This window comes from Nitrosospira multiformis (assembly GCF_900110185.1).
GTDB lineage: Bacteria > Pseudomonadota > Gammaproteobacteria > Burkholderiales > Nitrosomonadaceae > Nitrosospira > Nitrosospira multiformis_A.
This window is the reverse complement of sequence record NZ_FOCT01000017.1, coordinates 47,802-59,856: the sequence shown is the minus strand read 5'-3', so window position 1 is coordinate 59,856 and position 12,055 is coordinate 47,802. Positions and strand designations below refer to the sequence as shown.

Annotated in this window: 13 protein-coding genes and 1 tRNA gene; 10 read left to right on the top strand and 4 right to left on the bottom strand. The window is 51.7% G+C overall.

The genetic code is table 11. The features are described from left to right. The first annotated feature begins 798 nt into the window (after positions 1 to 798). The 5 genes from BMY01_RS15105 to BMY01_RS15090 all read left to right on the top strand — a co-directional run bounded on the left by BMY01_RS15105 (position 799) and on the right by BMY01_RS15090 (position 4,169). Positions 799 to 1,587 carry a Kazal-type serine protease inhibitor domain-containing protein gene (locus BMY01_RS15105; RefSeq protein WP_074748952.1) on the top strand — a complete coding sequence of 263 codons (789 nt, stop codon included), beginning with the start codon at positions 799 to 801 and terminating at the stop codon, positions 1,585 to 1,587. A gap of 301 nt (positions 1,588 to 1,888) precedes the next feature. Continuing rightward, the gene (locus BMY01_RS17905) at positions 1,889 to 2,026 is read left to right on the top strand and encodes a hypothetical protein (protein WP_175463289.1); all 138 of its coding nucleotides are present in this window, start codon (positions 1,889 to 1,891) and stop codon (positions 2,024 to 2,026) included. 4 nt (positions 2,027 to 2,030) lie between these two features. After that, complete coding sequence (locus BMY01_RS17900; RefSeq protein WP_175463288.1) at positions 2,031 to 2,183, top strand: response regulator; 153 nt, start codon at positions 2,031 to 2,033, stop codon at positions 2,181 to 2,183. Positions 2,184 to 3,067: 884 nt separating this feature from the next. Then, on the top strand, positions 3,068 to 3,829 hold the full coding sequence (locus BMY01_RS15095) for a Kazal-type serine protease inhibitor domain protein (RefSeq protein WP_074748950.1): 762 nt from the start codon (positions 3,068 to 3,070) through the stop codon (positions 3,827 to 3,829). Between the two features lie 106 nt (positions 3,830 to 3,935). After that, complete coding sequence (locus BMY01_RS15090; protein ID WP_139176944.1) at positions 3,936 to 4,169, top strand: hypothetical protein; 234 nt, start codon at positions 3,936 to 3,938, stop codon at positions 4,167 to 4,169. A gap of 54 nt (positions 4,170 to 4,223) precedes the next feature. On the opposite strand, the gene BMY01_RS15085 is transcribed toward BMY01_RS15090, so the two are convergent. The 3 genes from BMY01_RS15085 to BMY01_RS17895 form a co-directional block, all read right to left on the bottom strand. Beyond that, positions 4,224 to 4,508, bottom strand: coding sequence for an HU family DNA-binding protein (locus tag BMY01_RS15085; RefSeq protein WP_074748948.1), 285 nt, complete (start codon positions 4,506 to 4,508; stop codon positions 4,224 to 4,226). A gap of 56 nt (positions 4,509 to 4,564) precedes the next feature. After that, complete coding sequence (locus BMY01_RS15080) at positions 4,565 to 5,260, bottom strand: hypothetical protein (protein ID WP_139176943.1); 696 nt, start codon at positions 5,258 to 5,260, stop codon at positions 4,565 to 4,567. Positions 5,261 to 5,902: 642 nt separating this feature from the next. Beyond that, a complete protein-coding gene (locus BMY01_RS17895) occupies positions 5,903 to 6,154 on the bottom strand; it encodes a hypothetical protein (protein WP_175463287.1) in 252 nt (83 codons plus the stop codon). A 562-nt stretch (positions 6,155 to 6,716) separates the two neighbouring features. On the opposite strand from BMY01_RS17895, the gene BMY01_RS15070 reads away from it, so the two are divergent. The 5 genes from BMY01_RS15070 (at position 6,717) to BMY01_RS15050 (ending at position 11,347) form a co-directional block, all read left to right on the top strand. Beyond that, a complete protein-coding gene (locus BMY01_RS15070) occupies positions 6,717 to 7,628 on the top strand; it encodes an ion transporter (protein ID WP_074748945.1) in 912 nt (303 codons plus the stop codon). A 283-nt stretch (positions 7,629 to 7,911) separates the two neighbouring features. Next, positions 7,912 to 7,985, top strand: a tRNA-Gly gene (locus BMY01_RS15065). Positions 7,986 to 7,998: 13 nt separating this feature from the next. Continuing rightward, entirely contained in the window at positions 7,999 to 9,519 is a 1,521-nt protein-coding gene (locus BMY01_RS15060; protein WP_074748944.1) for an AsmA family protein, read from the top strand. Next, on the top strand, positions 9,519 to 10,670 hold the full coding sequence (mutY, locus tag BMY01_RS15055) for an A/G-specific adenine glycosylase (RefSeq protein WP_074748943.1): 1,152 nt from the start codon (positions 9,519 to 9,521) through the stop codon (positions 10,668 to 10,670). Before BMY01_RS15060 ends, mutY begins: the two co-directional genes overlap by 1 nt. A gap of 23 nt (positions 10,671 to 10,693) precedes the next feature. After that, positions 10,694 to 11,347 (top strand): 5-formyltetrahydrofolate cyclo-ligase, encoded by a 654-nt coding sequence (locus BMY01_RS15050; RefSeq protein WP_074748942.1) that lies wholly within the window; start codon positions 10,694 to 10,696, stop codon positions 11,345 to 11,347. Between the two features lie 31 nt (positions 11,348 to 11,378). On the opposite strand, the gene BMY01_RS15045 is transcribed toward BMY01_RS15050, so the two are convergent. Beyond that, positions 11,379 to 11,954 (bottom strand): flavin prenyltransferase UbiX, encoded by a 576-nt coding sequence (locus BMY01_RS15045; protein ID WP_254772778.1) that lies wholly within the window; start codon positions 11,952 to 11,954, stop codon positions 11,379 to 11,381. Positions 11,955 to 12,055: the final 101 nt, after the last annotated feature.

Below are 12,055 nucleotides of genomic sequence, written 5' to 3'. Positions count from 1 at the left end.
CCTGTTACCGGGGATAGACCGGGGATAGGATTGTGGATAAGTTTCTTAGGCCTCTGTTTCAGCTTGATCTAATGAAATTGGTCAGATTTGTTGCACTGTTGGGTGAGAATAGGATTGAGGTGGGCCGCTTGGGCTATCCAACGCCGCTATCTCAACAACCTTTTTCGTCTGTTCCGCTGTCACGCTTCCCGCGCTGCTGGCGAGCAGCAGAATCCCAATCCAAATTATCGTAATCCGTTGGCAGCCCATAATTCTCTCCTGCTAGATCGTCAGAAAGCATCCATGTGGTTTCGCGATAACTACGCTCGATACAATCCTTCATATGTACGCTACCGCACCCGTTTTCCGAGTCGTCGTTCTCACTGGTTCAAAAGCCGCGTCCAAACATGATTAATTTTCTATCCCCCGGTTTAAACCACCGGCTTTAGCCGCGAGAATATGCTGCACGAAGGGGGTGCAGCATGGATTACAGATACGGCAGTCATACAGTTTTTCGAGTTCAGTACGTGCGTTATTGCCCCTTGTTTTTTGGAGAGCGTGATCTATTTTTAATAGTGTTTCCTTACCCCTGACAGAAAAATGGTAAATGGCGGAATTTTCCCGATCAGCAAGGAAATACAGGCGAGCATGAAAAGAATCTTCGGCATGAGAATAGGCGCTATCCACTCAAGGGGGACGCTAATTGCCGGAGTGTTGAAAAAGAGCTGTGGACCGCCTGCTCCAGGAGTAACTCCACCAGGAGGGAAGAAAGGGTCGGTTACGTGATCTTGTTAACTTAACTATTGGTGAGAGGAAAAAATGAAGAAATTAACTCATGCTTTTCTATTGGGAGCAGTACTGCTGGGCTCCACCGCCGTTATTGCCCAGCAACGTGAAGCTGGCGAAACCACCGGTGATCCGGCAAACCGCGCTGTAAACATTAATCTGGGCAGCACCGGAGGTGCGCTGGATAGTTCCGCCCTGGCGATAGTTCGCCAGCAGGTCGGCAAGGCCATTTCCTTGGAGGCTGTCGATACTTTTATCGTCTACAGCCCAAGAATCGGCGGTCCCGTGCAAATTGAAGGCGGTCTTAACGCCTGCGCGGAAGAAGGGTTCAGCGCGAAACCTAACCAGTTTAGGGAGTTTGTACACAAGTTGCGCGAGATTCGTCCACGGACAGGTACCTTCCTGAATGTTGAGCTTACAGGCCAGTGTAAACCTGTTGGTTCCGGGACAGGGGAGGGGAACGTTTGTGGCGACATTGCTGGAAAACGTTGTCCCGATGAAAAACAGTACTGTGATTTTGGCGTCGGTCAATGCAAGATCGCGGATGCACAAGGCACCTGCAAGACAAAACCAAGAAATTGCACGCGCGAATTCCGGCCCGTTTGCGGCTGCGACGGAAAAACGTACGGGAACGCATGTACAGCGGCGGCTGCAGGAGTATCAATCGACCATGAGGGTGAATGCAAGACTAAGCAGCAAGCGTGCGGGGGAATCGCAGGTATTCGATGCCCCGAAGGCAAAACCTGTGTGGACGATCCTTCCGATGATTGCGATCCCAAGCGGGGCGGGGCCGATTGCCCGGGGATTTGCAAAGGTAGATAGCTTACTGATGCCCTAGGGGAAACCTCGTGGACGAGTCGCTTATCCGTCCATCAGGTTTTCCGTCCAGGGTGTCCAAGACTCATGCGGCAAATCCGTTCACTTCCGCAATTGGCAATCCTCCAGCCCCGCATCTGAGCCCTTGTCGTCCTGATTTCGTGATGGGTTGCTTGTCAGGTCTGCAACCGTTTCAAGTAGGGTCAACAGTAGCGCAAGTAGCTCGTGATACGGCCTGTTTTTGGTCGTCAACCATCGCCTCCTGGCACTGCCAAGACGAATTATCAAATCCGAGGGCAGACCACAGATGCAGACAGAAGATTTGAGGCTTCTTTCCGGACTCAAGGTCTTGATCGGGGATGACGAACCAGGAGCCTTGGACACCACGAAACGCATGTTGTCTTTCTATCAGGCTCAGGGTCATTGCCTGCCGCAGCGCGGCTGAGGGATTGAAGCAGTTGCAAGCGCACAGGCTGGATGTAATCGACAGTGACATTATCATGCCGCGCATCGATGGCTACCAGTTCATTTGCGCGGTGCGCAATTTAATTTACCGCCAGACAAGGACAGGGATATTCCTGCGGTTGCGCTCTCTGTGTTAAGTGAGGGAGAGGCGCAAGTCAAAGCGGTCAGTGCAGGTTTCCAGAAGTATCTTTGCAAGCCCACTTCGCCACGCTGATTGGAACGATTGCAGATGCGGGGGGCGTCCAATCCCAATAATTCCTACCAAATGCCTCCTTTGGCGACAAGCACAATGCTGTAAGAGAAGGAATTTCCAGTTTTTCCGCCATATCATCCGTTATCGCGTCCTCTACTTATCCAGTTAATCCTACTGCTAGTTCTACTGCTAGTTCAAGTGAGAAAATGGACCGTGATTGAGGGAATGGAGCAGGATCTGCAATAAAGAGACGACGATATAAAACCGACGGGACATTGCCCTGCTTGACTCAGGCAGTAATAACCTCCCGCCTTGGCATACAAGAACACCAACCTTCTGTTGTGGAACAGAAGCACTCAAGCCACGCAGTCTGGAAGTGAAAATCGGCAACCGAAATTTCCGGTCTACGCGCAGACATCCGGATTTCGCCCCTTAGCTGTGCTAACTGCACTCCATCTGTGATTTGCTCCACAGCTCCAAATACACGGCAGTATCTGCCTGACCCATATAAAGCAACCTCCGCAGTAAATCCGGGCATGCTCATGTCGACCGCCTCCATGATGTGGATGGGAATTTTCGGGGATATGATAACTGAATGACTACATCGATCCGTGCGTTGGCGAACTAAGGCGATGCTTTCCAGGGGCAGAAGGCTAATCGCTTGACTATGAAGGAAACGCTGCTATGACTAAATTGAGCGGTTTGCTCCTGTTTGCCCCGAGTGCGATCAACGAATCTCTATGAAGTCATCTAACTCTCTCTATGACGAAAACATTTCATGGATCGCCGCGATGATTGTATCAAGCCCAACAAAAAGGAGGCTTTATCATGACACAGTTGCGGATGATCAGCGTCTTGACCGTGTTGATGGGATTAGGTGGTTTGTTTATGAGCCCCCTGTCCCAGGCAGAGCAGGTTAAACATGCAAAGACGATCAAGACTGAATATCAGTATTCGGCGAAAGTAGTGTGCTCGCTGCTGCGCCCGCACCAGGACGGGACGCTGGCACAAGGGACTTATCGTACAGCTGTCAACATCCATAACCCGACTGGCAAAAGAATCAGTGTTGCCGCCAAGGTTGCGCTGGCGAGACAGTTTGGCTCGGAATCGGGAGGGTTCGATGTGGCGCCATTCAAGGAGGTTGAGCTTCAGCCTGACGGAGCGGTGGGAATAAATTTCTTTGACATCGCGGGCTATTTTTGTCCAATCGATGGCGTATGCGTTGATTTTGCGTTCCTGGAGGGCTTCCTGGTTGTGAAAAGCCCAGTGCCTCTGGACGTCGTCGGAGTTTATACCGCTCGTCATACAGATGGAGATGTCGAATCGATTGATGTTGAAGCGATAGAAGCGCGCCAGGTCCGCGAAACGGTCAAAATTGGTACCGCAGAGCCGACCAGGGCGGGGGGAGGCAAACGGGTCGAATATCCCCGCAAGGGAAGCTCTGCTTACGGGGGAAAAGAACCCAGGCAAATGTGCGGCGGTATTGCCGAATTTCCCTGCCCTGAAGGCAAGAAGTGTGTGGATGATCCGTCGGACGATTGTGACCCGGCAAGGGGCGGGGCTGACTGCAGCGGCATTTGCGTGAAGTAAATGCCTGAAATGGCACTCTGTGACTTGCTATTGTTTAGCCGACTGTACATCTGTTGATAATGCCGGGAATGCTCCCGCGTTCCTGGCCATGGATCGAGCAAACATCATGAACTGGGATAACGAGAACTGGCGTTCACTCTGGACGCTTGAAATGATTTCCCGAGTCGCCGTGCATCAATCCGGTATCACGGCTAGAGTAGCGCCCTCACCAGATGACCCAAGGAAAGACGGTATCTTGCTTGAAAATATGGGTAATGTGGATTGGTCACGCTGGGATCTGGACGAACTTGTCGACGAAGTAATGGCGCTCTGGTTGGAAGGAAATTTTGAGCGCGTTTGAATGCGATAGGTTTTTCGCGCGCGTGAAATATCCTATCAGCTGCTTTGTCGGTTTTTATTTACCGCTGCCGCTCACAGCGGCCTTTAGCGTTGCCCCCGGCTTGAATGCGGCAACCTTCGATGCGGCTATCTTCAATTCTTCCCCGGTTTTGGGATTACGCCCTGTACGCTCGCCCCGGTCGCGCACTTCAAAAGTGCCAAAACCAGGGAGTGTTATAGGCTCTCCTTTTTGTAGCGTTTCCGAGATTGTCTCAAGCAGGGCCCGGACGCAGCGTTCGGCCTCGGCCTTGCTCGACCCGGTTTTTGCGGCGACTGCCTGGATGAGTTCATTTTTGTTCATGGTTTGATTCTCCGTTTTTTTATGTTGTTACGCTTATGTGCGAAGCGAAGAAGAGGTTAGTCTCTATCGAAAGCTCTCATGGTTCTTAAGGGTGTTTTCTTTATTTCATTGGAGCGTTTGGTCCAGTCGCTGACGGTTTTCCTGGCCGTGTCAGAATCAATAACGTTCTCCAGGGATATCTCAGGAAAACTATAAAGATTCTTCGCGGTTTCTATCGAAAATAGCCAGCTTGCCTGGTTGTCGAACCCAAGACAGCCCTGAATTGTTACTGCCCTTATCTTTGCAGTTTCTGCGAGAGACCTGATGATGGGCCGAATGATGATGGGAAAGATGTCCAGGCAAGCTGATAACCTGTCATAACTGAATCTCTTGTTATTGTCAGAGTAAATCAGGTGGAATCCACATTTTAGCTCTGCATCGTTGCCGGAGGTAATAGCAAGGTGAATGCCGCGAATGCCTTTTCCGTAACGAACGCGAAGGGGGTCCTTTATGAAATCCTCGGCGAGCCTTTTTAAAAATCGCCTTATCCATTCATATAAGTCTTCAGTTATCAGTTCGGCAGGTTTTCCCTCAACTTCGGCAATGCCACTCGCGCACCCAACCTTTACTATTCCGAGCAATGAAGCAAATTGTTGTGGATCAAGAACAATCCGGATAACTTCATGAGCACTGTCGGCTTGTGTTTCTGAAGAATCTCGCTCCAGTTTAATTGCGACTCCAGCAATGGGGAAGTCCTGCCTGGATTTCTCCAATAAACGTTCAAGCGACGTATTGTCGTAATAGATATTAGCCGAAGCCATGATGGGATGGGATAAACAGAAAGTCTATCGCGATTCCCATCATGTAGGCGCAGAGAAGCCAATAAAAAAACGATATGGGAGTCCAATGCGAGGGGAACAAGAGGGTGCAAGCTCTCCTGTTGTATCACTCGCTTTCGAATTGAGAGGGAATGTCGCGGGCACTACGCAATACGCGCCTTAGAGCAATGCAATCCGTAACCAGTTCGTAAAACAGTATGTAACGCCGATAGGAAAGCTACGAAGTCAGGCATGAGTTCATCACGGGCACGTCCCATCATGGGTTGGGCTGCAAGCAGTTGACCCTGCTGGTCCGTTTGTCACCGTACGGACTTTTCATAGTAACAGGATCATGATTTCGCTTGCTTTTTGCTTATCCAATTTAAAGGAGGCTCCGCGATGACCCATACTACCGATCCCAAAATGCAATCATGCATCGATACTTGTAATCGATGCCATCAAACGTGCCTGCACGAAGCGATGACCCATTGTCTGGAGTCGGGCGGCAAACACGTTTCCCCAGACCATATGCGGCTTATGTGGAACTGTGCCGAGATCTGTCAGACCTCGGCCAATTTCATGCTGAGCAACTCCACTTTAAGCAGCCAGCTCTGCGGAGTCTGCGCCGAAGCCTGCGAAGCCTGTGCCAGGAGTTGCGAACAGGTAGGTGACATGGAAGAGTGTGCCAGAGTCTGCCGCGAGTGTGCCGAGAGCTGCCGCCAGATGGCTGGCTCCTACGCTAACCAAGGCACTGGGGCGCAGGAGCGTGTTCCCGCAGATGATTTGTAGCAAGCCCGCTTTCTTCTTTCCTCGGAGGATGCCCCTCTTTAGCGCAAGACTCTGCATCATCTGCTGCGACTACTCATGACGTAAGGATCGCCAGTGCTGATCCGCTGGCGATGTCCCTGTACATTAATCCTGATGTACGGAAAGAGGAGCGCATCCTGATTCCGTTTTATCCCACAGATGCCAAATCCCCGAACCAACGGTCGTGTAGGAGATAGATGCATAATAAAAATAATCAAAAATGTCACCGGTTGTGATACCGGCGATTCGACCAAACCCCATCTCATGCTCCACAAACAGGTAGGCAACGGTAAAAACCGACACCTCCAGAAATGTGCGATTAATAGTCCCATCACTACCCGCAATACGGCAATGCGTTTATGGACATACTGCCAATGTGAGGCCAAGAAAACGTAGTGCTTCATAATGGAGCATTACACAGATCGCCATGATCATTCCGGATATGCCCCAAAATCACGAGGTGGTCAGCATGTTCATTTATGGGTCACTCGTATGCCTAAATTTTTTATTGTTCATGAAGGGGGCATTGGACAAAGAGAAATTGAAGTGGCAGATGCTAGGACCAGTAACAGCTTGAATACCTTTTACTCTTTAAGACTTATTTATGAAAAAACAGGAACAGGAAAACGTTGTGCCACGGCCGATCTCAAGAAGCGACGTTGCCACGTATTTCGGGAAACCGGAGTCCGGCTTTCGTGACCGTCTCTTCGTAATTATCTTCGAAGCCGAGACTCGCGCTGGGCGATGGTTCGATTTTTCGCTCATTGCTGCCATCTTGTTAAGTGTGGTCGTGGTGATGCTCGATAGCGTTTCCGAGATTAACTACCGATATGGTGGAATCCTGAATGCTCTGGAGTGGTTTTTCACTGTTGCGTTTACGATCGAATACATAGCTCGACTGTGGTGCGTAAAACATCCCCTGCGATATGCCAGGAGTTTTTTTGGGATAGTGGATCTTCTTGCAATCCTTCCAACATATGCTGCCTTTTTCATACCGGAACTGCATGCGTTAGTCGATCTTCGCCTACTGCGATTGCTGCGAATGTTTCGCCTTCTGAAGCTTACCGCGTACGTGGAGGAGTATTCGGTGCTGGGCAGCGCAATCATAGCGAGCAGGCGCAAAATCCTGATTTTCCTGTCTGTGGTAGCGATCGTGGTGATTTTGAATGGCACCCTGCTGTATGTAATAGAAGGAGGTCCGAATTCTCCGTTTAGCAGTATTCCGACATCGGTCTATTTCGCTATTACAGCGGTCACAACCGTTGGGTTTGGCGATATTACCCCTCAAACTGATCTGGGACGCGCCATTACGTCAATCACCATGCTGGTCGGGTGGAGTATCCTTGCTGTCCCAACTGGAATTATCACTTCGGAAATGACTGCTCAACGGTTCGCGATGAAACGCCCGCCAAATACTCGGACCTGCCCTGAGTGCCTAACAACAGGACTGGAAGAGAACGCAAGATTTTGCCAGAATTGTGGAGCGAAACTTCCCATATTTGAACGGGATCAATAGAGGTTAGCGTGCTAGCGATTGTAGTCAGAGGGGTTCAGCATCATGATGAAGCGGTTTAACTGTCTTACATAGTGTGCTTTCCGTACCCCGAACTTCGCCCGGATAAACGGCGTGATGGGCGATTGGGGCTGTATGTGAAGAGGACGCAAAAGACTAACGAGGCTGCCAAGGCAGCCAACGACCAGGAAAAGTCAGTGCGTACCCGAATGAAGAACCTGGTTTCGAATAAGGAAACGGCCACTGCCATTTATGGCTTAGTTTCCGTATAATCCGCAGCTATGCGGCGGGTGTAGCTCAATGGCAGAGCAGAAGCTTCCCAAGCTTACGACGAGGGTTCGATTCCCTTCACCCGCTCCATTTCTCCCCGCCTATGAACCGCTACCCCCACTGTACCAGATGGGCTTTCTTCCTGTTTGCCGGCTTAACGATTCTGCTGCTGGGCAGCATCATTTATATTGTTGTCATTTTTGATCCCAATGCATACAAGCCAGAGATCATCCGGCTCGTGAAAGAGAAAAAGGAGCGGCTACTGAGGCTCGATGGTCCCATTGCGCTTGCGTTCTTTCCCAGTCCTGGCTTGAAACTCACCGGACTTTCCCTTAGTGAACATAACAGTGACGAAGAATTCGCGACCATAGAGAAGGCTCACGTTTCTCTTGAAATCCTGCCATTGCTTCGAAAGGAACTGGTGCTGGACGAAATCAATATCACAGGGCTGAAAGCCAATCTGATCCGTTTTTCCGATGGCAGCACGAACATCGATGATCTGATCAGGAGCGAGGAGCAACGGGAACGCTTCCGATTCGATATAGGGCGGGTACATATGGAAAAAACCCTGCTCGCCTTCCGCGATGAAGGCAGCGATACGCATTTGGTATTCAGAAACGTTGGATTGGAAGCTGACCGGGCGGACCAACGAGCGGATTCCGGAGATGATGCAATTCGCAGCAAAGTGGAATTGGCATTTAACATAGCTCATCCTGAGCGTGCTGAAGTTGATATAACAACCCGTGTACGTTTTCACCTGACTTTGAACGCAGAAAGGCAGTATTTAGCACTCAATGGGATGAAACTCGCTGCCGAGGCGCAGCTTCCGGGTACAGCCCGATTGCTCATCCAGTCGAGCGGAAATTTTTCTGCCAGCTTTTTGGAAGAAGGAGGGGAATTTGGTGCCGAGGAATTCATCTTCGATGCTGGAATAAGAAACGTTGACAGCAGTTTTAATATTGGAGTGAATGCCATTCATCTAGGCTTGAAGGGACAGAAAGTGACCGCGGATAAAGTTTTGGGAGTGGCACAAATTAACAGGTCCCATAGTCTGACCCGCGGAAAGTTTTCTCTTTCGTCGATACAGGGCACCCTGGCGGAGTTCCGGAGTGAGGGGTTCTCGGCCGATCTGGAATCAGAAAGCGAAGGCCGAGTTATAAAGGCCCATTTTTCCTCGCCACTTGGCGGCAATATCCAGGCGCTTTGGCTGAGGCTGCCAGAACTGAAAGCAGAAATCGAGGCGAATAGTGCAAGTCTCCCCGCGAATGGCATTCAAGGAAGCTTCTTCGGCAGCGCCTCCCTTGACGGCTTGGCCGGCAATGCGTGGACAAAGCTGAACGGAACCTTGGCAGACAGTAATATCACGGCGATATTTTCGGCAAGCGGCTTCATTCCGCCGCACCTCGCTTTTGAAGCGGATATCGATGAACTGAATCTGGACCGTTTTTCGGCGCGACAGCAAGATGGGCAGCAGCGACAAAAAGCCAGCCACCCGGAGCGCTCATTCGAATTAAACGTGCTGGATGATCTGGAGGGCTTGAACGTGGAAGGGTCGATTCGGGTAGGCGTATTGAAGGCGGGCGACTTCACGGCATCGAAGGTCAGAGTGGACATACGACCTTGATGAGCGCGGGAGGAGATATTTCGGATTCTATTGCGAATTCTTTCGCCACCAGACTCATCCGCTGGCAGCGCGAGCATGGCCGCCACCATCTGCCTTGGCAGAACACGCGTGACGCCTATCCCATCTGGCTCTCTGAAATCATGCTGCAGCAAACGCAGGTGGGAACAGTTATTCCCTATTACCGGCGATTTCTGCAATGCTTCCCCGACATACAAAGTCTTGCCTCCGCATCGCTGGATGAGGTAATGGTACAGTGGAGCGGATTGGGCTACTACTCACGTGCGAGGAACCTGCATAAAGCGGCGCAGCGGATTGTGGGAGAGCATGGCGGAATTTTTCCCGAGGAGGTTGACATCATTCGTCAGCTTCCGGGAATCGGCCGCTCCACCGCTGCGGCAATTGCGGTATTTGCATTCGGAAAGCGAGCCGCGATCCTCGACGGCAATGTGAAACGCATTCTTTCGCGTTGCTTCGGAATCGAGGGTTACCCGGGCGAAAAGCAGGTGGAAGCGCAGTTGTGGCAAAAAGCGGAAGCATTGCTGCCAAAGAGAGATGAGAGCCCGATCGAACGCGATATTGAGGCCTATACCCAGGCGCTGATGGACCTGGGTGCAACTATCTGCACCCGCGCCCGCCCCAGGTGTGTCTCATGCCCGCTTCGCTTGGAGTGTATTGCGTTCAGGGATAACCGAGCCGGTAGCCTGCCCACCCCTCGGCCGAGGAAGATATTGCCGGAAAGGGAAGTGGTGCTGCTGCTGATGGTGGTACAGGGCAAGATTCTGTTGGAAAAACGGCCGAGCGCGGGGATCTGGGGTACGCTGTGGAGCTTGCCAGAGGTGGGGATGAATGAGAATGTGATTGAATACTGCCTGCGGTTCGGGATAAATGTGCGCCCAATCTCACAGATGGAAGCGCTCACTCACACCTTTACCCACTTCAGATTGCGGATTTATCCGCTCATCCTGCAGGTCATTTCCCCCCCGCCGGACGACTTGGCACCAGAGGCCTTATCGCAGCCCGGGAATCCCTGTGTATGGATGAGGGCGGAGGATACGCTGAAAGCTGCCATTCCCTCCCCCGTGAGGAAAGTACTTCTACAATATGCATCTCAAACAGAGCCGCTTGAAATTCTGGCTATGGCAGATAACTGACCGAGTATATATTCGAAAGAGTGATGAATAACTGGAAGGACTGGAGAAGGCACCAGCGCGCGGAACTGATGGCGGCCAGGGAATGCATAGGCGAAGCCGACCATCGTCGCTGGAGCGCTGCCATTACCGAGCTGCTGAAACAAGGCTTTCTCGCGCTACGGACAAGTACTGTCGGGTTTTGCTGGCCTCATCGAGGCGAATATGATCCCCGTCCGCTCATGTTTTTTTTCCAGACCCGGGGCGCCACGCTTGCGCTCCCCGAGGTAGTGAATAAACATGAGCCACTTCGTTTCCGCAAGTGGTGGCAGGAAGCGCCCATGAAAATAGGCGCTTATGATATTCCGGTACCTGACAATACCGATCTGGTAACAGTGGATGCTTTGATCATTCCCATGATCGGCTTCGACAAACTTGGCTTTCGCTTGGGGTACGGCAGCGGTTATTTCGATCGTACGCTAGCCGTCATGAAGCCGCGTCCGCTCGCTATCGGTGTTGCGTTCGAAATTCTCCGCCTGGAAAATTTGCATCCCCACGCACACGATATTCCCATGGATTTCGTTGTCACCGAGGCGGGAATTTATCATGCAACCCACAGGGGATTGAAATCCGTTTCTGCTGGCCAATGCGCCGATATTCTCACCGCAAGGACAGGAGAAATCAAGGAGACCCAAGGATAGTTCAGCGGCACGAGAACGCGCCAAGCCGAATTCAATCCGCAGTACCTTCTTCTCCCCAGCGCGGCATGAGCGTATGGGCGACTCCCACATGATCGAGGATACGCGCCACTACAAAATCCACCATGTCGTGAATGTCCCGGGGGTGATGATAGAAGCCGGGATTGGGCGGAAGGATTATTGCGCCGCTACGCGCAAGCTTCAGCATATTTTCGAGGTGAATGGCGGAAAATGGGGTCTCCCGGGGTACGAGGATGAGCTTCCGGTTTTCCTTCAGCATTACGTCCGCTGAACGTTCAATCAGCTTTTGACTCATTCCTGCGGCAATTGCAGCAAGCGTACCCATGGTGCAGGGGCAAACCACCATTGCGTCAGCCGGGTTGGAGCCGGAGGCAACCGGAGCCAACCAATCCTCCCGTCCGAACACGCGTAACTGGTCCTGTTCAGTACTGAAACGCCGACGCAACAGCTCCTCGGCTTCCCTGGCGCGAGAAGGCAATACCAGTTGCATTTCCTGGTGAGCCACGATCTGCGCTGCCTGGGAATACATCAGGTAGACGCGAGTGCCGGCTGCGAGCAACAGTTCCAGCAAACGCATGCCATAGGGCATGCCGGACGCGCCGGTAAAAGCAAGCGTGACAGTTTTCGATGTACTGGCGCGGGAATTCAATGTCTGGAAATGGATAAGTAATCGGCGACCGGGGAGGTCCT

What these genes read in the sequence shown, in the direction of transcription:
- BMY01_RS15045 (WP_254772778.1), bottom strand. Translation starts at nt 11,954, where the DNA reads ATGCCCTATGGCATGCGTTTGCTGGAACTGTTGCTCGCAGCCGGCACT.
- BMY01_RS17905 (WP_175463289.1), top strand. Translation starts at nt 1,889, where the DNA reads ATGCAGACAGAAGATTTGAGGCTTCTTTCCGGACTCAAGGTCTTGATC.
- BMY01_RS15085 (WP_074748948.1), bottom strand. Translation starts at nt 4,508, where the DNA reads ATGAACAAAAATGAACTCATCCAGGCAGTCGCCGCAAAAACCGGGTCG.
- BMY01_RS15060 (WP_074748944.1), top strand. Translation starts at nt 7,999, where the DNA reads ATGAACCGCTACCCCCACTGTACCAGATGGGCTTTCTTCCTGTTTGCC.
- BMY01_RS15095 (WP_074748950.1), top strand. Translation starts at nt 3,068, where the DNA reads ATGACACAGTTGCGGATGATCAGCGTCTTGACCGTGTTGATGGGATTA.
- BMY01_RS15070 (WP_074748945.1), top strand. Translation starts at nt 6,717, where the DNA reads ATGAAAAAACAGGAACAGGAAAACGTTGTGCCACGGCCGATCTCAAGA.
- BMY01_RS15050 (WP_074748942.1), top strand. Translation starts at nt 10,694, where the DNA reads ATGAATAACTGGAAGGACTGGAGAAGGCACCAGCGCGCGGAACTGATG.
- mutY (WP_074748943.1), top strand. Translation starts at nt 9,519, where the DNA reads ATGAGCGCGGGAGGAGATATTTCGGATTCTATTGCGAATTCTTTCGCC.
- BMY01_RS15105 (WP_074748952.1), top strand. Translation starts at nt 799, where the DNA reads ATGAAGAAATTAACTCATGCTTTTCTATTGGGAGCAGTACTGCTGGGC.
- BMY01_RS17895 (WP_175463287.1), bottom strand. Translation starts at nt 6,154, where the DNA reads ATGATGCAGAGTCTTGCGCTAAAGAGGGGCATCCTCCGAGGAAAGAAG.
- BMY01_RS15090 (WP_139176944.1), top strand. Translation starts at nt 3,936, where the DNA reads ATGAACTGGGATAACGAGAACTGGCGTTCACTCTGGACGCTTGAAATG.